This window comes from Confluentibacter lentus (genome assembly GCF_002806995.1).
In the GTDB taxonomy this organism is placed as follows: Bacteria; Bacteroidota; Bacteroidia; order Flavobacteriales; family Flavobacteriaceae; genus Confluentibacter; species Confluentibacter lentus.
The window spans coordinates 17,098-42,593 of the sequence record NZ_NIHE01000009.1 but is presented as its reverse complement, the minus strand read 5'-3'; the positions used below and the strand labels follow the sequence as shown (position 1 = coordinate 42,593).

The following is a 25,496-nucleotide window of genomic DNA, read 5'->3' as shown; positions in this document are numbered from 1 at the left end:
ACAAAATGATACTGATAAAACAAAAAAAATAAATCCAATTTTCTAATTTTTAAAGATCATTATAAAAGTTTTAATATTTCACTACCTGCCAATAAAAAAGTACCTCTAGCTAACATTAAATATAAAATGAGGCTTACTTTTACTAAGTTATTTTTATTCATACCTAAAATTTTATTATGTATTCATATGTCATTTTACGTTTGACTAAAATGTTACTTCTTTTCAATTAATCCTTATTAAAAAGAATTTATAACCAATTTAATTGTATGCTGTCCTGGTGTTAACCTAATTGTTTTAAAGGCTAATGCTACTTTTTGACCATTATGTATAATGTCTTTACCTTTTAAATTATTTAATGAAAATTCTGCCACCATGTTGCCTGGTATTTCTATCTCATATGTTTCAAGGCTTGCTCCATTGTAAGTATATCGCCCTTTAATACTACCTCTAACAGTAGGAACTTCAATTTCGCTAGATTTTAGCTTACTCATTTGAGGCTTTATGTAAGCTACCTCAAAACCAGGTGTTTTTGGCTGAATTCCCCATAACCCTCTGGTTATTGCGTTAGCAGGTACTGCACTCCAAGCATGATTCCAGTCTAAATTATTCTTAAATCTTAATGCCCAGGCCTCTAAAGTAGTAGAACCTACTCGAATCATATTATACCAATTTCTTTCATTGGTACTCACTAATAAATCTAAAGCATAATCAGCTTCTCCTGCATTATACAATCCATCCATTAAATATTGAGAGCCATAAATACTGCATGCCATGCCTCGTGATTTTACAAAATCTACTACGCCATTTATATATTCTTCGGGCACCATATTAAAAGCTAAAGGCAGCATATTAGCGTGCAATGATGCATGATCTGTTCCTATTCCATCGATGTAATATCCCTTTTCTTTATCAAACATTTTTTCATTCAGTGCTTTTTTAACTTTAGCAGCTCTCAATTCGAAGTCTAAAACTTCTTGGGTTTTTCCCAATATTTTAGCAAATTCTACCATAATTCTCATGTTTTCATAGAAAAACGCATTGATAACCGTATTATAGGGTTTAAAGACATAACCATCTCGTTCACCTAAATTTTCAGGATCTTGTCCCAATCCAACAGAAGGCCAATCGACTATATCCTCAATTGGTCTATTATAATCTTCTTTAAACCCAAGCTTTAACATAAACTCATGAGATACATTTTGTGAAGTAATAAGACCCTCTTCATTTGATAATTCGTAAAGTGTTTTATGCTTTAATTTATCATAATATTTCTCAATTAACTCTGTATTACCTGTGTACATATAATCAGCATAAAACATTAAAGCAACATGCTGTTGCGATTCAGTGGGCCATGTTGGATGTTCCATAAAATACTCGATAGTTCGTCTTGCTATGGCATACTCCCTATCAGTAGTATAGTGACTAAGTTGATTTAAATATGCATCTGCTTCATATGGAATACGTTCTCTGTCACCATCAACATACAAACCATTAAATGTTGTAGCCTTTATAGAATACTTACACAGGTCCCAAACTTGGTTTAAAATATCGTTAGAGCTTTTAAAACTACTCGCCTTCTCATCCCAATAAGTGTGATAAGCCAACTGTTCAAAATCATTTATCGTTATTAATTCTTGAGCTCCTTCAACTTCAGCATATCTAAATGGCATTAAAACAGGAAAACCATTAGGCAAAGGTTTCCCTGGTAAAGTATTCCTCTCATCTGGTTTTATGCTAATTTGATATTTGGTTTTATTTGGTGTTACATAAACTAACACTTCTTGGTAGCGAATATGGCTTCTTTCAAACGGTTTTCGATTAATACTATTTCCTTCTAGCTGCTCGCCTATTCTAATTTTTAATGTATGTGGCTTTTTTGCTTTGTAATTAAAGTTCATGGTTGCAAATGCTGCCTTACCAAAATCGATAAAATAAAAATCACCGCAATTTTCAAAAATTACAGGATTAATCTTACTTATTTCAAACTTATTTTTGGTAGAAATCATGTAGTTAGTGTGCTCTCCAAATGAAAATTCCTGAGAGTTAGAATATTCAACAAGTCGATTTTCATCATCCCAAATTCTTACTTTCCAGAAGTAGTTCTTTCCATTTTCAAGAGGTTTTCCTTGATATTCTACATTTGTTGAAGCACCTGACCGCACTTGCCCACTATCCCAAACATCGCCGTTATTAGCATCTATTATTTTCTCACTTGAAGCTACTAAAATTTGGTATGCTGATTGAATTTTTGAAGTTAAAGGTACCGTCCAACCAAATTCTGGTTTAGCATCCAACACTTTAACATCTTTACTGGGGGCTCTTATAAGCTCTACAGTTAAATCTGTTGGTGAAGAACGATACTTATCACTATTTTTTTTGATTAATTGCTCAAGTTTTGCACGAAGGTTATCAGCTACTTCCTTATACTTTTTATCATTTATTAAGTTTTTAATCTCTTGAGGATCTTTCTTTAAATTGTAAAGTTCTTCAATGGTTTTATCATTTATATATCGAAAATATTTCCACTCATTAGTCCGAACTCCTTCACTAGAAGGTATTTCGGTAAAGTCCCAAATATGTTCAATGAGAACTGTATCTCTTTCAATAGATTTTGTTTCTTTATTTACAATTGGCATTAAACTTTTACCTTGCCAAGTACTTGGAGCCTGAATACCCGCAATATCCGCTATAGTAGATGGGATATCGATATTTAAAGCCATATCATTTATATCTTGATGGTCATGAACTCGAGGATCATAAATGATAAGAGGTACACGAATGGAATTATCATACATTAGCCATTTACCAGCTAACTGACGCTCTCCTAGAAAGTATCCATTGTCACCCATAAATATGATAACCGTATTCTTATCTAAACCTTTTTCCTTTAGCTTATCACGAATTTTTTTGATCTCCAAATCAATTCCAGAAATCATTCTATAATATCCCTTTAGGCTGTGTTGATACTTTTCTGATGAATCATAGCGCCAAGTCCAACGCAATCTATTAAACCCATCCTTTACAACCTTAGGCAGTGCGTTAAAATATTTAATATCTCCAAGTACAGGTCCAGGAATTGTTGTGTTAGATAGTAGGTTATCTGTTTCAGATTGCCAAAAGTACTGCTCTGTCGCCCCGTCATGTGCATGAGGCGCACTAAAACTTAACGACAAACAAAACGGTTTTTCATTAGAAGTTTTATCAATAAAATCTAAAGCCTTTTGTCCAGTATATCGGGTTAAATGCACTGTATCTTCACCTATGGTTTTATAGTAATAACCTCTTCTGTCCTTATAACCATTATTTCTATCAAATGATTCGAAGGCATCAAATTGTTTCTCTAAACCATCATACCCAACTCCGTATTTTCCGTAAAACCCCACATAATAACCATTATTTTTAAGAACTACCGGATAGGAATTCGCCATATACTCCTCACGCACATTCCCAGTTTGAAAATTATAGTTATGAGTCCGCTCGTGTAGACCTGTTAATATACTTGCTCTACTAGCCGCACAAATAGGAGTTGTAACTATTGCAGTATTAAAATATGTTCCAGACTTTGCTAAATTATCCATTTCTGGAGTTTCAACATATTTGTTACCTGCATATCCAATAGCATCAAAACGTTGATCATCAGTAAGTATAAATATAATATTTGGCCTTTCTTGGCTATTATTATTTTGAGCATAAGCAAAATTTATACAACACAAACAAATAAATAGGTCTTTTAAAAAAATGTTTTGATACATATATAATTTATATTTTCTTTTGATTTGGAATAAATAATTGAAAAATAAGATAGATAAGTGATAAAATTAAAAGTTACAACTCCAATTTCTATCCTGCTCTATCCTGCTCTATCCTGATTAAAAAGTGAAATGATTAAAAATAGACTAAATAACCAGAGCCAATTTTGTTAAGAAAAGAATTATGAATTCTCATCTTGTATGTACTCAATTTATTAATTAAAAATAGCACATTTAATTTAGGAGCTGTTACTATATTTGTAACATAATAGCATCTTCGTGGAATAGACACAATAATGTTTCGTTCTTTCAATATGTTGTAGGCTTTCTGAACGGTATCTCGTGACAAATAAAAATCCTCATTAATCAAATTAATAGATGGAAGTTTCTCGTTAATTACAATGTTCCTATTTGAAATGTTATTTATTATTGAATCAACAATTTGTTGATACATTGGAATTCTTGAATTTTTGTTAATTTCTAGGTAGTTTATAGTTTCCATAAAGTTTCAGTATTATTTTATTGAAAAATATCGAGTGCAATATAGAATTAACTAAGAGTTAAAACATACGAGATATGGTGTTCAAAAGTTCCAATATTGATTATTTAGTGCGCTCTAAAAGAAATCTAGAAATACAAAAAGGCGTTAAACCATTGAGCATTATTATTTATCAGATATGGAATTTTAAAACTTTTATAAAATACAACTTGACTAATAAAGGTATGTATATTGTTATTTTTTATGAAAATAATAAATAGTAAATAAATATTAATAAACAGTACAGTACAGGATAGAAACATTATTCTCATAATTTAATTTTACTTTGAAATATTTTAATAATTCTCATGAATACACTTGAAAAAAAATTTAAATACGTAGATTATCTTTGGGATAATGAAAGAGCAAATGCATTCGGTGATGACCAAGTTGCTTTATTTTTATACCGTTCAAACATTTTAGGAGCCGATTTAAAAATCACAAATTATGGAGGTGGTAACACCAGCTGTAAAACCATCGAAAAAGATCCTTTAACCAATGAAGACGTTGAAGTGATGTGGGTAAAAGGTTCCGGTGGTGATATTGGTTCTTTAACACGTTCTGGAATTGCTGGTTTGTATACTGATAGATTGCGAGATTTAAAGAAAGTTTATGGAGGTTTAAGTGATGAAGACCGTATGGTTGAACTATTTAACCATTGTATTTATGACTTAGACAGTAAAGCACCATCTATTGATACACCGCTTCATGGTTTGTTACCATTTGCCCATATTGACCATTTACATCCAGATGCTTTAATTGCTGTTGCTGCCGCTAAAGACAGTGAAAAAGTAACTAAAGAGATTTGGGGTGATAATATGGGTTGGGTGCCTTGGCAACGTCCTGGTTTTGATTTAGGTTTACAACTTGAAAAATGTTTAGCTGATAATCCAGGAATTCGCGGCATCGTTTTAGGTAGCCACGGTTTATTTACTTGGGGTGATACATCTTATGAATGCTATATGAATAGTTTAGAAGTTATTGAAATGGCTTCAGACTATATTGAAAACAAAATAAAAGAAAAAGGCTCTGTTTTTGGAGGCAAAAAACTAGAAAGTCTTCCTAAAGAAGAACGTTTAGAAAAAGCAGCTCAGTTAATGCCTTTATTAAGAGGTTTATGTTCTTCTGAAAAAAGAATGATTGGTCATTTTTCTGATAGTGATGTTGTTCTGGAATTTATAAACAGTCATGATTTGGCTAGATTAGCACCATTAGGTACGTCTTGTCCTGACCATTTCTTAAGAACAAAAATTCAACCTTTGGTTCTTACTTTAGATAAAAATGAAGATTTAACCGATTCAAAAGCCATTCTTGAAAAATTAGTGCCAGCTTTTGAACAATATAGAAAAGAATACGCAGACTATTACAACACTTGTAAAAAGTCGAATAGTCCTGCCATGCGCGACCCGAATCCTGTAATTATTATTTATCCGGGTGTTGGTATTTTTAGTTTTTCAAAAGACAAACAAACTACACGTGTTGCAAGTGAGTTTTACATAAACGCTATCAATGTGATGCGTGGTGCTGAAGTTATTACAGCATATACATCATTACCAAGACAAGAAGCGTTTGATATTGAATATTGGTTACTAGAAGAAGCAAAACTTTCTAGAATGCCAAAAGAACAACCGTTATCTCGCAAAGTTGCTTTTGTAACTGGTGCTGGTGGTGGTATTGGTAAAGCAATTGCAGATAAATTAGCTGCTGAAGGTGCTGTTGTTGTATTAACCGATATTAACGAACAAAGTTTAATTGAAGCCAATGCAACTTATAAAAGAGACGTTTCTACGTATGCTGTTTGTGATGTAACAAATACAGATTCTATCGCTTCTGCTTACAAAAAAGCATGTTTAGAGTTTGGTGGTGTTGATATAGTTGTGCACAGTGCTGGTTTAGCGATTTCTAAAGCTTTAGAAGATACAACTGATAAAGATTGGAACATTTTACACAGTATTTTAGTAAAAGGTCAGTTTGATTTGGCAAAGCAATTCTCTGCAATTACACGTAAACAAGGCTTAGGTGGCGATTATATTTCCATTGCAAGTAAAAACGGATTAGTTGCAGGCCCTAACAATGTGGCGTATGGAACCGCAAAAGCGGCACAACAACACATGGTTCGCTTATTGGCTGCAGAATTAGCAAAAGATAAAGTACGTGTAAACACCGTAAACCCTGATGGCGTTATTGTAGGTAGCAAAATTTGGGAAGGTGCTTGGGCAGAAGGTAGAGCCAAAGCAAACGGTATTACTGTTGAAGAATTACCTGCATTTTACGCAAAACGTAATTTATTAAATGAAATTATTACCCCTGCTGATATTGCAAATGGCGTTTTTATTTTCGTGGGAATTCTAGATAAATCTACAGGAAACATAATAAATGTTGATGGTGGAATGGCCAACGCATTTGTTAGATAAAACATTTTGAGTTAGTTTTAGTTTGTTGAAAACTTCCTTAGCATATTTTTAAAAGTATTTATGGGAGTTTTTTAAAAAAACTTCTAAAAAGGGTTTCTTGTTATCATAGAAATTTTTAAACAATACAGATGTAATTATCATTTAAAATAAAATTACCAGCTCATGAAAATAGTACCGAATCAAATACAAGATACAAATAGTAAAGACTTACAATCGCACCAAGAACATTTCGATTTTTTATCAAATAGCTTGTCAAAAAAAGGCGTGAATGTTAATTCAATTATAAAAAAATTACAAGACTTTCAAGTGGCCATTCCAAGTTGGGCATTGGGTGCAGGTGGAACACGTTTTGGACGTTTTTCGTTTTTTGGAGAACCTTCAAACTTAGAACAAAAAATTGAAGATGTTGGTATTTTACATGCTTTAACTAAAACTGCAGGTGCCGTTTCACTTCATATCCCTTGGGACATTCCTCAAGATTACAGCGCAATTAAAGAATTAGCGAGTGCGTTGGATATTAAATTTGATGCTGTAAATTCCAACACCTTTCAAGACCAGAAAAATGCTAAAGAAAGTTATAAATACGGTTCTTTAAGTAGTACAAGTGAAGCGGTTAGGCAACAAGCCATTCAGCATAACTTAGATGTTATAAACATTGGAAATAAATTAGGTTCAAAAGCCTTAACCGTTTGGTTGGCAGATGGATCTTGCTTTCCTGGTCAAAACAATTTTCAAACGGCTTTTCAAAATACACAAGATAGTTTAAAAGCTATTTACCAAGGGGTGTCAGATGATTGGAAGTTATTAATTGAGTACAAACCATACGAACCAAACTTTTATAGTACCGTTATTCAAGATTGGGGAGCATCATTAATGCTGGCCAACGAGTGTGGAGAAAAAGCATTTACATTGGTCGATTTAGGACACCACCTTCCAAATAGCAACATAGAACAAATTGTTTCTATTTTACAATTAAAAGGAAAACTAGGTGGTTTTCACTTTAATGATAGTAAATATGGTGATGACGATTTAACCGTTGGAAGCATCAAACCTTATGCCTTATTCCTTATTTTTAATGAATTGGTTTATGGTATGGAAAACAATCCACAAAACCCAGATTTGGCTTGGATGATTGATGCCAGTCACAACGTAAAAGATCCTTTGGAAGATTTAATACAATCATTAGAAGCCATTCAAGAAGCTTATGCGAAAGCACTTTTAGTTAATCAAGATTTATTGAAAACGGCGCAATTAAATAATGACGTGGTTAAATGCCAGGAAATTTTGCAAGATGCTTATAGAACCGATGTACGTCCATTATTATCAAAAGCGAGATTGGAACGAGGTGGTGCGTTAAGCCCGATTCAAGCGTATCGTTCTTTAGATGTTAGAAATTCATTAATAAAAGAAAGAGGGAAAAATAGCGTAGCAACAGGTTTATAATAGTTTGGCATGATATACGTAACAGCTGTATTTGACATAGGGAAAACCAACAAAAAGTTCTTTCTATTTGATAAAGATTATAAAGAGGTTTATAAAGAATACATTCACTTTGATGAAATTGAAGATGAAGATGGTTTTCCTACCGAAAACTTACCAGCACTTCAACATTGGTTAAAAAGTGTGTTTGAGAACATTCTTAAAGCATCGGAATTCAATGTAAAAGCCATAAACTTTTCAACCTATGGTGCTAGTTTTGTTCATTTAGATGAAAATGGCGAAGTCCTTACACCGTTATACAATTATACAAAACCTATCGATAAAAGTATCATAGATTCCTTTTTAGAAAAATATGGTCCTAAAGAAGAATTCTTAAAAAAGACAGGTTGTTTCGATTTAAGTCTTTTGAATTCAGGCTTACAACTTTATTGGTTAAAATATAGCAAACCAGAAGTTTTTAAAAAAATCAAATATTCATTGCATCTACCACAATACATTAGTTATGTTTTTACGGGTATTCCATTAAGTGAATATACCAGTATTGGTTGCCACACGGCACTTTGGGATTATACTAAAAAAGATTACCATGCATGGGTTTACAAAGAAGAACTGAACAATATATTGCCCACTATCGTTTCTAGTGAAACAAGTGTAAACATGAACTATAATGGAAAACGCATCAATATAGGTGTGGGTATTCACGATAGTTCTTCGGCATTATTACCTTATGCAAGAAGTGTTAAGAAAAAGTTCGTTTTGGTTTCTACAGGAACCTGGAGCATCACTTTAAACCCTTTTACAGACCATCCAATTATTGAAGATACACATGATAAAGATTCTATAAACTACATGCGTATCAATGGTCAACCTGTAAAAGCAACCCGCTTGTTTTTAGGGAATGAATATAAAATTCAGGTTAAAAAATTAGATAAGCATTTTGGTGTTGCTGAAGATTTTCACCGCCATGTGAAATTTGATTATGATACCTATGCTGAAATTAATAAAGATTTCAAACATATGTTCAAATGGGAAAGTTTAACGGATAGCGATATGCCTTCTGAAACTAAAATACCTTACTCAAAATTTAAAGATGCTTACCATCAATTAATGACGGAACTGGTGCTGTTACAAATAAAAAGCATCAAAGAAGTTATTGGAGACGACAAGATTAAAAGATTATACATAGATGGCGGTTTTAGCGACAACGATTTGTTTGTAAAACTACTATCACACCATTTTAGGAATATGAAACTAAGAACGACTGATTCTTCATTGGGCTCTGCTTTAGGAGCTGCCATTTCAATTTCAGATAAAGCATTGAGTTCTAAATTCCTTAAAAAGAACTATTCACTAAAAAAGCATGTGCCTTTTATAATAAAATAAGCGTATGGCAAGGAAATTTGATACACGATACCCTTCTATTGATGATTTACGTTCTAGAGCTCAAAAGAAAATCCCAAAATTTGCTTTTGAGTATTTAGATGGAGGTTGTAACGAAGATGTAAATTTACTTAGAAACACTTCTGAACTTAGAGATGTACAACTAAGGCCAAACTACTTAAAGGCACATAACGGCTCATCACTTAAAACTAAATTATTTGGTATTGAATATGATGCACCATTTGGTATAGCTCCAGTGGGCCTGCAAGGCTTAATGTGGCCCAATTCGCCAGAAATATTAGCAAAGGCAGCATTTGAGCACAACATTCCCTTTATTTTGAGTACGGTTACTACAACAAGCATTGAGCGAGCAAGTGAACTTACAGAAGGGAAAGCTTGGTTTCAGTTGTATCACCCTACCGAAGACAGATTAAGAGACGATATTATAAATCGTGCAGCTGCGGCAGAATGCCCTGTACTTGTTATTTTATGCGATGTGCCTACTTTTGGTTTTAGACCTAGAGACATCCGAAACGGTTTGGCAATGCCTCCAAAAATGTCTTTAAATAATATATTACAAGTATTAGGCAAACCAAATTGGGCACTAGAAACCTTAAAACACGGACAACCAAATTTTGAAACCCTAATACCATATATGCCCAAAGGATTGGATTTAAAACAGCTAGGTAAATTTATGGATCAAACCTTTAGCGGCAGGTTGAATGAAGAAAAAATAAAACCCATTCGCGATATGTGGAAGGGAAAACTCGTATTAAAAGGAGTAGCCTCTGAATATGATGCTGAGGAAGCTATTGGCTTGGGAATAGATGGTATTATTGTTTCTAATCATGGAGGCCGACAGCTGGATGCAGGACAATCAACTATTAAACCTTTAGCTACAATTGCTGAAAAATATGGTGATCAAATAGAAGTCATGATGGACAGTGGAATCCGTTCTGGTCCTGATGTAGCAAGAGCCATGGCGAGTGGTGCAAAGTTCACCTTTATGGGGCGCTCCTTTATGTATGGTGTTTCAGCTTTGGGAAAAAAAGGTGGCAACCATACCATATCGTTATTAAAAACAGAATTACAACAAGTTATGGAGCAACTTTGTTGCGAAAACACAAAAGATTTCCCAAATCATTTAATAAAATAAACAATATCCAATTAACTAAATATAACCAAACTATATGAGCCAAGTAAGTATTGAAAAAGAGATAATTGAAGAAAATGCGGGAGGCGAATTTGAAAGAACACCCGTACCACAATCAAAATTAAAAAGTTGGAAAAGCTTTTTAGGTATGTATGCTGGAGAACATGCTGCTGGTACGGAATTCATGATTGGACCACTGTTCTTAACGGCAGGTGTTAGTGCCTTTGACTTGATAGTCGGGTTATTATTAGGGAATTTATTGGCCGTATTATGTTGGAGGTATTTAACTGCTGAAATTGCTTTTAAAAATAGATTGACTTTATATTTTCAGTTAGAAAAAATTTGTGGAAAAAACTTAGTTACTGGCTACAACTTAGCTAACGGTATTTTGTTTTGTTTTTTAGCGGGTTCCATGATAACGGTATCTGCTACCGCTGTCGGTATCCCATTTGATATGCCTATGCCAAAACTAGAAGATACACTTCCCAATGGTGCTACTTGGGTTATTATTGTAATAGCTATTGGCGCTGTAATATCTATAATCGCAGCACGTGGTTATGATACGGTATCTAAAGCTGCCAATTGGATGTCCCCTATTATTGTTTTGGCTTTTTTAGCTTGTGGTGTTGTTGCCTTAAACCAATTGGGTGTGTCTAGCTATTCTCAATTTTGGGATATTTGGGGTCAAGGTAGAGATCCTTTTCCTGGTCAAATAAAATACACGTTTTGGCATGTTGTTATCTGGTCTTGGTTTGCCAATGCTGCCATGCATATTGGGATGTCCGATTTATCAGTATTCCGTTTTGCAAAAAAAGCAAGTTCAGGATGGACTACCGCTGCGGGGATGTATATAGGTCATTACATCGCGTGGATAGCAGCCTGTTTACTATATGCAGTATATTTAAATTCCCCCGAAGCACAAGCCTTTTTATCAAACGGTGAAGCACCTCCAGTAGCACCAGGTCCATTAGCTTATAATGCCATTGGTGTTTTTGGGATTATTGCTGTGGTATTGGCAGGTTGGACAACTGCAAACCCAACCATTTACAGAGCGGGTTTAGCCTTCCAAGCTATTTTACCAAAACTATCAACAGCAAAGGTTACTATTCTAGCAGGGACAATTGCTACAATTGCTGGTTTATTCCCTGCTTTTGCCATGAAACTTTTAGGTTTTGTTGCTCTTTACGGTTTTATTTTAGCGCCTTTTGGAGCTGTAATAGTTTTTGAACATTTCTTTCATGAACAAGCAGGTATTGTTAAAAATTATGCTGAAGTTGCCAATATTAAGTTCAATAAATCAGTATTGTTTGCTTGGGCTATAAGTTTTGGTTTATTCTATTTTATATCGGTTCAATTTGATGTGTTTTTATCATTTGTAACATTGCCAGCATGGTTACTATGTGGTGTTATGTTTCTTGTATTTAGTAAGCAATTTCAACGATAATTCTTTTCAGCAAAAAACATACATATTATTATGGAAAAGATTACAACGTTAGGTGAATTTATTATTAAAAATCAAGCGTCTTTTCCTTACTCAACTGGAGAGCTCTCCAAGCTGTTAAATAGCATCAGGTTAGCAGCAAAAATGGTAAACTACGAAGTTAATAAAGCAGGTTTGGTTGATATTATTGGAGGTGCAGGCGATGTTAACATACAGGGATAAAATCAACAAAAATTTGATGTATTTGCCAACGAAAAATTCATTCAAGCTATAAAAAACAGAGATATAGCCTGTGGTATTGGTTCTGAAGAAGTTAAAGATTTTATCCCTCTACATGGCAGCGATGCATCAAATAACGGAAAATACGTTGATTTAATGGATAATTTAGATGGTTCAACAAATATTGATGTTAATGTATCTATTGGAACTATTTTTTCTGTTTCCAGAAGAATTACACTCATTGAAACCCTGTAGAACTAAAGGATTTTTTAGAACCAGGCAGCGCACAAATCGCGGTAGGATATATTATTTATGTCACTTCAACCATGCTTGTATACACCACAGGAAATTGTGAAAATGGTTTAACACTAAACCCCCGCTATTGGCTCTTATTATTTATCACATCTAAATATTAAAATCACCGCTAAAGGAAACATTTATTCCGTTAATGAGGGAAACTATTCACATTTTCCTCAAGGCGTAAAAAACTGCACTAAATATTGCCAAAAAGAAGAAGGTGAACCCCCATATTCTGCTAGATATATTGGTTCTATAGTCTTCAATTTTCATAGAAACATTGTTAAAAGGGGATATTTATTTATATCCAAACAGCACTGAGAACAAAGAGGGTAAATTACGATTGCTTTATGAAGCAAACCCAATTGCATTTATTGCTGAGCAAGCTGGCGGAAAAGTAACCAATGGTCATACACGTATTTTGAATATTTTGCCTACAGATATTCACCAGCGTATTCCTTTTTATTATGAGAATACAGAAATGGTTGAGAAATTAGAATCTTTTCTTTTAAATGAATAGTTCCAGTATAAATGTCAATTTATTCTTTTTTCCAAAAGATCCAAGTACCATAAAAGAAATCTATTTTATACTGAAATTATTATATTTGTTTCAACGAAAGTTTATTTAACATTTTTTAAAACAAACTAAGGTTCACAAATGGTCAACAAGAATTATATCAATTAATAGATCCCTTGATATATCTGGTATAGGCATAATAGGTTCAAACCCCAGCCCGTATCAATAGCAATTTGAAAAATTGTTCCGTGCCACAAAATTGTTGCAAGCTTTCCTGTAATGCTTTATTTTTGTCGTTCATTGATTCCATTTTTAAGTAATGTGAAATAGTTAAAAAAGAGGGTGTTAGGTAAAAGGAAACACCCTTTTCCTTTTTAATTAATCGGCATTTCCCAAAAGGAGCAGTTTATCCACTACCACTTCGGTCACATAGCGTTTTATGCCTTCCCTGTCCTCGTAACTTCGTAAGGTCAATTTGCCCTCTATGGCTATCTCCTTGCCCTTGGTTACGTACTTCTCAATAATGTCTGCGGTCTTTCCCCATGCCACAAGGTTGTGCCAATCGGTGTTTGATTTCTTTTTGCCTTTAGCATCCTTGTAGGATTCATTGGTTGCCAAAGACAAGCGGGCTACTTTTTTACCGTTGTCCAAGGTGGCAAAGGTCGGTTCTTGACCAACGTTCCCGATTAACTGTACTTTGTTTTTTAATGTACTCATGATTAAAAAATTTAAAGGTCCATACTATGCCCCTATTGTTCCAAAACGGTTTTACATTTTAAGGGGTGCGTTGTTCGATTTCCTCAAGCGCAGCACCATGGATGGCGTGGGTTTTGTCAAGACTTTTGGAAAAAAATCAGGAGTGCCTATGACGTATCAAAACCTGCCTGCCGGCAGGCAAATCCTTAGGTTTTCAAGGAAGTAGATACCTTATTTTTTTTCAAAACCCCGTAAGGTCTTGACAAGTTCCACTAGGGCATTAGCAATTCTTTTAAACGCATTTGCGACCCGAGCGTACAAGCAGTTAAGCGACGGGAGCACATGGGTTTATATTAGCAGTGCTTATACCCTGCCTGTTTTTCGATGCCCCGAAAAACAAGCAAGGGCGCCACCCATTATAAACCCCTTAAAATGGCCCCGGACAAGCATTGGGTTTTAAAGGATTGGCAAGCAACGCCCAGGGAAGGTGTTGCCGACAATCCTGTTTAAAAAAACCAAGGCTTGGCTTTCTGTCATAATCTTTTTAATTCCAAACTTTCATTACAGTTCCGGGGAAGCGGACTTCATGTTACGGTATTGTATTGGGAGCGTGCGTTCCTGCCTTTTTCGGCAGGGGTTAGCAAAGCGAAGATGCAAAACCGTAGCATGGTGTCCAAGACTTTGCCATGAAGCGCATTTTCCGAAATGTAGCTCAGCGGAATGGAGTGGAAATGGGATGCAATGGTTTTTAATCCAATCTAAAAGCCACGAATAATCCCATAAATGACCATTAGTGGCTTTGGTTTTTACTTAACTGATTTTTTGAGTTTTGAAATCCGTTCCATCTGTCAGCTTAATCTTTTATCCGCAATAGCCTTTTGTTCATTTTCAAAATACTCAATTGGGATGATATCGAAACTTTCCGAAAGACCTCTGAGCGCGATAGCTTCACTATACGTTGGTAAGGCTGATTTAAAGGTGTCAAAACCAACATTGTTGATGATAACGACCATGTCATCCTTTGTCAGTTCGTCCAGCCGCTTAAGGATGCCAATGGCACCATCACTATCATATTTGTCATTTCCAATGGCTTTCTGAAGTATTGCTTTTTGTCCCATCCCAAGGCATTCCAAATTACTGTCTGGCTCTAAATAATCGATACAGATTATTAAACAAAAATAATTTATAATTAAACATTTGGAAAAAAATTAGGAAGTATTCTTAGTTTAGTATCATAATTTTACTTTAAGCTTAGCATTTCAGGAGTAGCAACTGTTCTAAAGCCAACGTGTTCTGTAGAAGAATCCATACTTGTTCCCATTCTGGAAGATATTCTATAGCTGGCACAATAAGAATCACTGCATAAAAAGGATCCTCCTTTTATTATTTTTTCTTCCAAATATGGATTATTAGGGTTATAGGCCTTATCGGCCCCTTTGGGATTTATTATGGTATCTTTTTTAGATGCTAATGTATTATAATAGTCAGTATTATACCAATCTGATGTGAATTCCCAAACATTACCTGCCATATCGTATAAGCCAAAACCATTAGGTGGATATGATTTAACAGGGGCCGTTCTTTCAAACCCATCAACTAAAGTGTTATTCACGGGGAATTCGCCTTCCCAACTATTTGCCTTTTCCGATATTTTATCCCGTTCGTCTCCCCAAAAAAATATGGCATTGTTATTTGCCCTGGCAGCATATTCCCATTCTGCCTCTGTTGGTAATCGCCTTCCTGCCCATTCACAATAGGCTAGTGCATCTTGATATGAAATATGTACTACAGGGTGGTTTTCTTTTCCTTCTAAATTACTGTCTGGTCCATTTGGATATTTCCAATTAACACCAATTGCCCATCGCCACCATTGTGAAAAATCATATAAATTAGGCACCGATTCTTTTGTCTTTTTGAACATTAAAGATCCTGGCTGTAAAATAGAATCATGTGGCTTGGGGGTGCCTTCTGGTAATTGTTTTTTCATTTCTTCCCAATCTATCTCACGTTCTGCTATGGTTAAATAGCCTGTTTGTTCAACAAATTTTGAAAATTGTGCGTTGGTTACTTCTGTAATATCCATAAAAAAACCATCTACAGCTACTGGGTGTTGAGGCTTTTCATGTTTCATCGCCATGTTATCTTGCGGCACCGCACCTTGTAAAAAAGTACCTCCAGGTATCCAAACCATGCCATCGGGCGGTTTCATACTCAATGGCTTTTCAATTACAGGTCTATTTGGCTCTAGCTTTTTTTCAATTGATTTCGTTTTATTTTTACAATTCATAAAAACAAATAGAATCATAATTAATAAAATTAAAATGTTAATCTGTGTTTTTTCTTTCATTATAGTGATGTGTTTTCTATATGTTGTTAATTGTTTTAACTTTCTAAAATAAAATTAAAACTCACGCTTTCCAAATTCACTTTCAATAAATTTAGATTTGTTCTTAACTTTATTAAATGTGTATGAAAAGTTTAAAATAACCATATCTACTTCATAAACGTAGTTTGTAAAGGTATAAAACTGGTTTGGTCGTGATGTTGCAATGCTTTGCTCGTTGCTATTCAATAATCCCATATCTATATTTTGCCATTGTAAAGTACCTACTAACTTTCCATCTAAGAATGATTTCTTTAGGGTTAGATTAGGAGAATAAAACCTAGAGTCGTTACCCTGTGCCGTATTGGCATCAGATAAATAATTAAATGTAAATTGTAACGTAGCATTTTTCCAAAATGAATAGATAGAATTTACATTAAATGAATAGATTGTACTTTTAGTATTCACATTATAGTTTCTGGCAATACCATCACGATGTCTAAAAACAAACAATCCATCAATTGCATAATTATAAATATTGGCCCCTATAAAATTACTCCAATTTTTAGTTACTTTAAATTGTGCCCCTAACTCTAAGCCTACCGAGTTGCTTTTTCCTACATTGGAATATACTCGGTTTAAAATGCTATCAATTACAACACCATTACTTTCATAAGCTAAGGTATTTACTCGATTTATAACATTATCTACATGCCTGTAATACACAGTGGCAAACAAAGATGTATTTTTGTTAAAATCTTTAGTAATTCCTAATTCAACCAAATCTATAAATTCTGGCAATAAGCGGTTATCACCTTGTTCAAAAACCTCGGCATGCTCGCGTTCAGCAAAACTATTCATTTTAAAAGTAGTAGTTCGCTCTATTCTTTTACTATATGCCGCTTTAATTTTAGTAGCATCATTTACTGAATATTGTAAAGATGCCGAAGGAAAGAATTTTACAAAATTGTAGTTATATTCGTTAGAATTGATATCACTAAGTAATAATTCGGTATAAGTTCTATCCATAGACTCTAAACGAACACCCGCAGCATAATCCCATTTATCTTTAATACCCGTTAATTGTGTGTATGCTGAATGGATGGTTCTTTTCAATTTGATACTACTTGAAAATTCTGGCACAATAACACCATCACGCTCATACCTGAAATCACCATCATGATTTAGGTTTCTAAATTGATAGCCTGTTTCTAAAACACCAAAAGATGATGGTTTCAATTTAAAATCTAAATTATATCTAACACCATGTAATGGATTATCATTTGTGTTAAATTCACTTTGATAAATAATATTGTATGCTGGCGAATCTACGTTATCATTATAGGTTGGTCCTCCTAAAAAAGTGTATTCATATAAAAAAGAGGTTGATAGTTTAGAAGCATCATTAAATGTATGTGCATAATCGAAACTACCCAAAACAAAATCGCCTTTACGAGTTCTTAAATTGTGGTTGTAATATGAAAATGTATAAAGCCTATTATTGCTTCCTATTGGTGAAATAGCATGGTTATCAAAATATGTGATATCGGCCAATCTATCTATGGTGTGTTTACCTGCAAAAAAGCCTAATGTAAATTCATCATTTTCATTTGGTGTATAATCTGCACTAAAACGAGTATTGTAACTTATATCATCCGAACTACGTTCGCCATTAGATGGTGTAAAGGTCTGCTTGTTTTCAGCTTGATTAAAAATATTCAACGCCCCTTCTCTTCTACCCGTTTTATCATTGCGCTGATAGCTTGTGCCAAAGGACAAATTCCATCTATCTGTTTTGGAATTTAAAGTGGCATCTATACCATAACGTTGTGCTGCTTCTTTTGTATCATAAGGTTCTATGGATGGAAAACCGCCTCTCACATTAATTTGTGCAAAGGTACCGTTTGTAGCTCCTTTTTTTGTGATGACATTTAATATACCGCCTTTTCCTTCTGGGTCGTACTTAGCCGAAGGTGCTGTAATAATCTCTACTTTTTCTAAAGCATTGGCTGGTAGCTGCGCCAAAATAGTATTGGCATCGCCTTGGGTAGGTTTTCCGTTTATTAAAACAGTAAAGCCTTTGCTACCTCGCACACTTATATCTCCTAACCCATCAACACTTACTGATGGCAGATTTTTTATAACATCGGTAGCAGTACCTCCTTGACTTGATTGAAAATTTTTAGAATCGAAAACTTGACGGTCTATTTTATGAACCACAGTGGCGCGTTCTGCTCTAATTTGAACTTCATTAAGCTGATTGCCCAACGTTAATTTAACAATTCCTAAATCTACACGTATATTAGTTTTTGATATTTCAATATCCTGAAGTGTTTTAGTAGTATAACCCACAAAAGACATCTCTAAAAAATAACGACCATTTTTCACATTCTCGATAGTAAATACGCCATCTATATTTGTAATAACGCCTGTAACAAGCGATTTATCTTCTTGTTTGTAAAGTGCTGCCGTGGCGTATTCTAATGGATAATTATCTGTGTCATCAATTATTTTTGCTGTAATTTGTGCTGAGATAGAATTAAAAAACAATAATCCTGTTACTATAAAAAAAAAATACTCTTTATATTCATACGTTTTAAATTACTAAAACAAGTTTGATTTTTAACTCCAAATGAAGCGCATAAAGGAAATAGTATTAATATAAGTGGCTCTTTTCATTAATTCACTTAATAACTATTCAAAACTACATTTTCATTTTTTTTACCGCATCCTGTAGCGTCCTGTTGGTTTAAGTATACTATGGGATAGTTTTGTAATAATTTAAAATAATTTTTACAATTATTTATTGTTATTTAATATTATAAATTATGAGTTGTTTATATTTTTTATGTTGCTTATTTTCTTTTTTAGAGGCGCAAAAAAACCTAAAATGATTGTCATTTTTAGAGATAATTTGGCTAACCTGATTTGAAATTCAGGGTTGTAATAGATTAAATAAACCCTAATGTCTAATCCTAAATAATCGATACGGATTATTAGACAAAAACAATTAATAATTAAACATTTGGAAAAGAAACTACTTCTCTCTTTAATACTGTATTTGGAATGTACTTAAACAAAAAAATAATTTTATCAACATAAAACTAAACTGTAGTATCTTACTTTATGTTTAAAGTTTAAAATATCAAGGGTTGAAGCTCTCGATGTTTTTTATAATTTTAAATTTTATTCACTTAAGTAGAAAGAAGATTTCTTAATCGACAACTTTTTAAAACAGTTCAAAAACAGAAGAAGAAGAAGAAGAAGATATAACAAATTTTAATCAAGTTGTTTGTGCCCTAGTTTAAACAAATGGATCTAAGGAAAGGTATAAAGAACAGTGTGAAACTATTTTTTTCAGTATCCATAATATAAATTACGATTAAAAAATATCAAATAATTGCAAACTAAATTATGGATAGGAAAATCGTAAAATGTTGAACCTATTTTGTACCCGAGTAAAAAAGATGTCCGTTTTTGAAATAAAAAAGCCGAAGAAATTCTTCGGCTTTTTTATACGGGCGGGGAGACTCGAACTCCCACACCTCGTGGCACCAGATCCTAAGTCTGGCTTGTCTAACAATTCCACCACACCGGCGTTTTAAATTTTTTTTGGCCTTTTGCTTGGCTAAGTCCTAGGTATATGATCTTCTTTATTCCTATTAAAGTACTCATTTCTTTTAAATAGACGTCCAACTGTTGATTGGTTTAGAATATAATAAACAGATTCTATTTCCTACCTCTTTACTGTAAGTTCTGATAATTTCAAGAGCTTTATCAAGAAAGGTTTATTAACCTATTCTTCTGCTTTTTTCAGGTTGGGATATCTAATAGAATTTTATTAATTTGCTAAACAATTCTCAAATGCCCAATACTATCTGACTTTTTACGTTTTTCACTTTTTAGATTAATTACCTTTAAGGTCTTCTTAAGCTTCAACATATCTCTGCTAATCTTTGTTTCAATAACCCGAGCATACTTCTGAGTCGTGGAAATTTTTTTATGGCTTAAAAGATTTGAAACCGTTACCAGCGGTACATTGTTTAAAAGAGTAATTGTGGTAGCGAAAGTATGACGGGCAACATGGAACGACAGTTTTTTATCAATACCACATAACCCCGCGATTTTCTTTAAATGCTTATTAACCTTTTGACTGCTAAGCACGGGTAAAAACTGATGGGCATTCTGCTCACAGGGATGATCCCTATAAATCTCCAGTATTCTTTTTGCCTCATCCAGCAGTGGCACTTTTACGGGGGTTTTTGTTTTTTGGCGCTTGACCATTATCCATTTTTCACCATCTATTCCTGTAACTATACTTTTGGTATTAAGATTCTTAACCTCTATGTAACATAAACCTGTGTAACAAGAAAAGATGAAAATGTTTTTGGTATCTTCTAATGAACTATTGCTCGAATTGAGCAATTTAACCCTATCAATTTCTATTTGGTCCAAAAATGCACTATCAAATTCCTCAAACTTCAACTGATATAAGGAAAAAGGGTTTTCCTTTATCCAGCCATGTTTCAAAGCCAAGGTCGTCAGTTTTTGAAAGCGTTCCATGTGTTTCATTATACCATTATTTCCTAGGGGCTGCGACTTTCTTAAAGGGGTACAGTTTCTCAGGTAACTTTCAAATCTGGCCACAAAGGAATAATTGATGTTCTTTAGATAATAATCTGATGATTTAAACTCTTTTAAAATAAACCTATGAAGGTATTTTTCTGTAGAGGGATAGTTTTTGGCCGTTCCAGGAGATAAATAGATTAAATCATTCTCCTTATGATAATATATGAGGTCATCAATTGTAGCAACAGGTTTGTCCTTTCCCAAATATCTTAATTTAACTGCTTGGGCCGAAACAACAACGCCGCTGTCAGATAGTTGCTTATGGCATAAAACTATTCTGGAATGGATATTTTCAAGGACATCATTGATATCCTTGGCTCCTGAAAATTTAGGTTTGATACGACGGGCAGTTGTGCACCAGCTATGTTCTAATGTGGTTTGTTGAGTACTTAGATCGGCGCGTTTGCCATCTATGGTGATCCTCGCATAAATAGGGAATGTTCCGTCTTTTTTTAAGACCGTCTTCTTTAGCCAAAAATGGACATTGAAGGTTTTTAAAAATGTCATTACTTTCGTTTTTAATGAATAAATCAGTTAAACGAAAGCCAAATCGCTGTAAAGATGAAATTAAGATAATACTTCTAATACAAATTTAAAAAATTATTTCTTAAAAATAGGACACCTAATAGGACACCTTCAAATTTGTACTCAAATGGATAAAAATGAATTCAAAAAAAAAATTAAAATACTGAATTTCATTTAATTACCATTCTTTTGATATCCTTTGATACCCTAATCGTCGGGATGACAGGATTTGAACCTGCGACCACACGGCCCCCAGCCGTGTACGCTACCGGACTGCGCCACATCCCGAAATTTATTTTAAATGGCAACTACATTACATAGCCAACCATGGTTTTTGGAAGCCCCAACTATTCTAGATACAGTTTATCCCGAGCTTGTCGAAAGACCACATCCCATTTTAAAATTGGGTTCAAAGAAAACACATTTTATTAAAAAATTAAAACTTAACTGTAATAAAAAAAGTATTTCTATTCTTATTAGCGCATATTTTTAACTTTTAAACTCTTTCAAAAAAAAATTAAACAAGCAAATCAATTTTTTAACAGATATTACGTACAGTATCTCATTTCTATTTTCCTATATTTGAAAAATTGATTTATTCTTTATATGCCAACTAAACCAAACCTATTTCAAAAAATAGCCTTATTTTTTATCCCTTTTTCATTATTAACCTGTACAAATCCAGTTAGTCCAGAGTATCAATTTATTGAAGGATTAATTTATATCGAAGGTTTTGTTGGAACTACCGAGGGCTCTTCTTATGTAACAATTACAGAATCAGATGTAGCTCAATATTATAGAAATCTTTTTGTCAGTGGCGCTAACGTATATTTTGTAAACGCTAATACTGAAGAAAAAACACCTTTGGTTGAAGATAATGCACAATACATTCCACCTCCTAATTTCAAGGGAGAATTAGGAGAAAATTGGTTTTTAGAAGTGAATTTACCCAATGGAAGCCAATATCTTTCAGAAATTGAAACCATAAATCCTTCGGTTCCTATAAAAGAGCTGAACGTAAAATACGATAAGCAATTAGAGTTTGTTGAAGATTATAATAAATACGTTCCCGGACATGAGGTATTAATAACCTTTGATGATCCTGAAAACGAAACCAATTATTATTACTGGCGCTTTAAAACCTATGATAAAGCTCAATTTTGTAAAGTTTGTGATAAAGGGTATTTTAGAAATGGTTGCATCGCATTTGACCCATTTATACCAGGATACTCAAGTTATTATACCTATTGGTGTAATTCTGATTGTTGGCAAATAGATTATGGGAGTAAAATCCAGATTTTTTCAGATAAATTTTCAAATGGAACCACAACGACTTCTTTACCTATAGCCAATGTTCTATTAACTAGAAAAACAAAAATTCTAGTAGAAATACAACAATTTTCACTGACTCCAAAGGCTTATAATTATTACAAAACCATTAAAGATTTAATTGATAACAATAGTGGTTTTAATGCCCCTTTGCCTGCTGCGCTTATAGGTAACATGTATAATCCAGAAGATCCAAACGAATATGTTTTAGGACGATTTACAGCATCCTCGGCCACCACAAAAACCGTTATGATAGATCGTACCATGATAGTAGATACACCAGTAGGCGGTCAAAGACTTGCAATACAAGAAAAAGAAGGCGATCCTGGCATCCCATTGCCTATACAGTTAGTGGCTCCTTGTGAAGAAAGCAGATATAGAACCTCAACAGAACCAGAAGGATGGATAGAATAATACCAAAACAGATTAATCAAATCCGAAGCTGGTTTGTATTAATAATTATCCTTGGTACAACTCAGTTGCTTTCAGCCCAAGAAAATACACTCTCTTTTCAAATATTAAATGAAACCGACAATAGACCTTTTGAAAATGCCCAAATCATTATAACACCTTGTGCATGTGGAGGTGTTACCGATGCCAATGGAGAATTTTCAATTAATCTGCCAAAAGATACTTATTTTATAAAAGTGTCTTTCATCGGTTTTAAAACAGTTGAAAGAGAAATCACTCTAGACCAAGACAAAAGATTGCGTTTAACACTGGCCGAGGAAGAACAGCAACTATCTGAAGTTGTGTTAAAGGCCAAACGTGTTAGCGAGCGTTTGGAAACCCCACAAATGGGAGCTGTACAAATGACAGCACTAGAACTCAATAAAATGCCCGCAGCCGTGGGCGAAGTAGATTTATTGAGAAGCATGACCCTATTACCTGGAGTTAATAATGCTGGAGAAGTGAGCAACGGCTTATCCGTTCGAGGTGGCTCGTTGGACCAAAACCTTCTATTATACGATTATGCCCCTGTATTTAATCCAACCCACTTATTTGGTTTATTCTCTGTATTTACGCCCGAAGCCATTGCTTCAACAGATTTGTATCGTGCCAATATCCCAGCACGTTATGGAGGAAGGATCACTTCCGTATTAGATGTTAAGGTAAAAAACCCTTATGTTGATAAGTTAAAGCTAAGTGGTGGTATAGGACTTGTTTCAAGCAGATTATCTGTGGAAGCACCCTTAATTAAGGACAAGCTTTTATTATATGCTGGGACAAGAGCTGGATTTACCGACTTTTTATTGCCTATTGTTTCGGAACGACTAGAAAACACCAAAGCTCGATTTTATGATCATACCATAAAGTTACTTTACTTACCAACGGATAAGGACCAAATTTCATTTACTAATTTTTTCAGTAAGGATTTTTACCAGCTTGATTTGATTTCCCAAATAGAGAATATTAATGCCGAAAGCAATCAATATGATTTTAAAACCTTCAACAATACACTTAACTGGACACACTCTTTTACTGACAATTCTAATTTAAGAACCGTATTATTACATAGTAGATATACGCCAAAAACATTATTCCCCGAAAGGGATAATAACAATGTTATTGAGTATGAATCGCAAATTAACTTTCTAAGTCTCTTTTCTGAATATTCTAAAAAAGTAGATGATAAATTAAATTATTATGTAGGCATTCAAGGCAACAGATACAAAATAAAACCCGGCAAACTGGATCCTGGCAATGGAAACAGCATTCTACCCGTAAACCTAGACGATGAAACAAGTTATGAATTATCTGCTTACTCCAATATCAATTGGAGCCCCACTGATTATATAACATTGTCTGGTGGATTGCGATTCACTAATTTTTCATTTGTTGGCCCATATACAAAAGCTACTTTTGATGAAAATACAGAAGAAATCATAGACATCACCGAATTTGGTAAAGGTGAAAAGATTAAATCGTATAGTGCCATAGAACCTCGATTGGGGGCTAATTTTAAACTAGGCGAAAACATTTCTGTTAAAGCTAGCTACGCTCGTTTAAACCAGTATTTACAAAATATTTACAACTCTACCACGCCATTGCCAACATCTCGATGGAAAACCACAGACCCCAATATAGAACCCCAAAAAAGTGATACCTACAGTCTTGGTGTTTATCAAAATTTAGACGATAACAATTTGGAGCTTGGTGTTGAAGGTTATTATAGAAACATTCAAAACAATTTGAATTACAAACCAGGTGCCGATTTCTTTTTAGAAGAATTTTTAGAGCGTGATGTTGTACAAGCCCAAGGTAAGGCCTATGGTATTGAGTTTAGCTTGAAAAAACCCAATGGAAAAGTTAATGGCTGGCTTAACTATACCTGGTCTCGAAGTCTTCTAAAAACAAATAGCTCAAAATTAAGTGATAGAATTAATGATAACCAATGGTATCCTTCTGATTTTGATAGGCCTCACGTTTTTAATGGTACCGTAAATCTTGAAAGTGATAAATATAATACTTGGAGCTTCAACTTTACGGCACAAACTGGTCGTCCTTACTCTGTCGCCAATGGTTATTTTGATTTAGAAGGCATTGACATACCTATATTCTTGGAGCGCAATAATGCACGCATGAAACCTTATCACCGACTTGATTTTTCATGGAAAGTAAAGTATAGTAAAAAATTAAATAGACGTTGGGTAGGCGATTGGACATTTACCATTTATAATCTTTACGCTAGAAAAAATTCATATAACATTTATTATACGCAAAGAAATGGGGATGCAAATTCCAATATTTTTCTTGGAAGCCCTTTAGGTTCTTATGAACTAACGATTATGAACAGTCCACTATTTGCCCTGACCTATAATTTTGTATTTGATTAAAGCTTTATT

General features: G+C 33.9%; 14 protein-coding genes, 2 tRNA genes and 1 pseudogene. 8 read left to right on the top strand and 9 right to left on the bottom strand.

The genetic code is table 11. The features are described 5' to 3' along the window. Positions 1–236 precede the first annotated feature (236 nt). Positions 237–3,752, bottom strand: a complete 3,516-nt coding sequence (locus tag CDH50_RS13305; protein WP_100612782.1) for a sulfatase-like hydrolase/transferase — start codon at positions 3,750–3,752, stop codon at positions 237–239. Positions 3,753–3,885: 133 nt separating this feature from the next. Next, complete coding sequence (locus tag CDH50_RS15415) at positions 3,886–4,203, bottom strand: GntR family transcriptional regulator (RefSeq protein WP_394337015.1); 318 nt, start codon at positions 4,201–4,203, stop codon at positions 3,886–3,888. A gap of 392 nt (positions 4,204–4,595) precedes the next feature. Here CDH50_RS15415 and CDH50_RS13290 point away from each other — a divergent pair, with 392 nt between their 5' ends. The 6 genes and pseudogenes from CDH50_RS13290 to fbp all read left to right on the top strand — a co-directional run bounded on the left by CDH50_RS13290 (position 4,596) and on the right by fbp (position 13,151). Then, positions 4,596–6,701 (top strand): bifunctional aldolase/short-chain dehydrogenase, encoded by a 2,106-nt coding sequence (locus CDH50_RS13290; protein ID WP_100612779.1) that lies wholly within the window; start codon positions 4,596–4,598, stop codon positions 6,699–6,701. A gap of 162 nt (positions 6,702–6,863) precedes the next feature. Next, on the top strand, positions 6,864–8,144 hold the full coding sequence (locus CDH50_RS13285) for a sugar isomerase (RefSeq protein ID WP_100612778.1): 1,281 nt from the start codon (positions 6,864–6,866) through the stop codon (positions 8,142–8,144). Between the two features lie 9 nt (positions 8,145–8,153). Continuing rightward, positions 8,154–9,524: an FGGY-family carbohydrate kinase gene (locus tag CDH50_RS13280; protein ID WP_100612777.1), complete on the top strand. Its 1,371-nt coding sequence runs from the start codon at positions 8,154–8,156 to the stop codon at positions 9,522–9,524. Positions 9,525–9,528: 4 nt separating this feature from the next. Next, the gene (locus tag CDH50_RS13275; protein ID WP_100612776.1) at positions 9,529–10,677 is read left to right on the top strand and encodes an alpha-hydroxy acid oxidase; all 1,149 of its coding nucleotides are present in this window, start codon (positions 9,529–9,531) and stop codon (positions 10,675–10,677) included. A gap of 34 nt (positions 10,678–10,711) precedes the next feature. Next, positions 10,712–12,118 carry a purine-cytosine permease family protein gene (locus tag CDH50_RS13270; protein ID WP_100612775.1) on the top strand — a complete coding sequence of 469 codons (1,407 nt, stop codon included), beginning with the start codon at positions 10,712–10,714 and terminating at the stop codon, positions 12,116–12,118. Positions 12,119–12,148: 30 nt separating this feature from the next. Continuing rightward, positions 12,149–13,151: pseudogene (gene fbp / locus CDH50_RS13265) on the top strand (class 1 fructose-bisphosphatase). Between the two features lie 375 nt (positions 13,152–13,526). Here fbp and CDH50_RS13260 read toward each other — a convergent pair. The 7 genes from CDH50_RS13260 to CDH50_RS13225 all read right to left on the bottom strand — a co-directional run bounded on the left by CDH50_RS13260 (position 13,527) and on the right by CDH50_RS13225 (position 21,609). Next, positions 13,527–13,865, bottom strand: coding sequence for a single-stranded DNA-binding protein (locus CDH50_RS13260; RefSeq protein ID WP_100612774.1), 339 nt, complete (start codon positions 13,863–13,865; stop codon positions 13,527–13,529). 827 nt (positions 13,866–14,692) lie between these two features. Next, positions 14,693–14,962, bottom strand: coding sequence for a hypothetical protein (locus tag CDH50_RS13250; RefSeq protein ID WP_100612772.1), 270 nt, complete (start codon positions 14,960–14,962; stop codon positions 14,693–14,695). A 122-nt stretch (positions 14,963–15,084) separates the two neighbouring features. Next, positions 15,085–16,149: a formylglycine-generating enzyme family protein gene (locus CDH50_RS13245; protein ID WP_232732015.1), complete on the bottom strand. Its 1,065-nt coding sequence runs from the start codon at positions 16,147–16,149 to the stop codon at positions 15,085–15,087. A gap of 96 nt (positions 16,150–16,245) precedes the next feature. After that, positions 16,246–18,717, bottom strand: a complete 2,472-nt coding sequence (locus tag CDH50_RS13240; RefSeq protein ID WP_232732014.1) for a TonB-dependent receptor domain-containing protein — start codon at positions 18,715–18,717, stop codon at positions 16,246–16,248. Between the two features lie 966 nt (positions 18,718–19,683). Further along, positions 19,684–19,767 (bottom strand) — tRNA-Leu (locus tag CDH50_RS13235). A gap of 249 nt (positions 19,768–20,016) precedes the next feature. Beyond that, positions 20,017–21,303, bottom strand: a complete 1,287-nt coding sequence (locus CDH50_RS13230; protein WP_100612769.1) for a site-specific integrase — start codon at positions 21,301–21,303, stop codon at positions 20,017–20,019. Positions 21,304–21,535: 232 nt separating this feature from the next. Next, a tRNA-Pro gene (locus CDH50_RS13225) sits at positions 21,536–21,609 on the bottom strand. A gap of 318 nt (positions 21,610–21,927) precedes the next feature. On the opposite strand from CDH50_RS13225, the gene CDH50_RS13215 reads away from it, so the two are divergent. Then, complete coding sequence (locus tag CDH50_RS13215) at positions 21,928–23,064, top strand: DUF4249 domain-containing protein (protein ID WP_100612767.1); 1,137 nt, start codon at positions 21,928–21,930, stop codon at positions 23,062–23,064. Next, positions 23,052–25,487, top strand: coding sequence for a TonB-dependent receptor (locus CDH50_RS13210; protein WP_100612766.1), 2,436 nt, complete (start codon positions 23,052–23,054; stop codon positions 25,485–25,487). Before CDH50_RS13215 ends, CDH50_RS13210 begins: the two co-directional genes overlap by 13 nt. Positions 25,488–25,496: the final 9 nt, after the last annotated feature.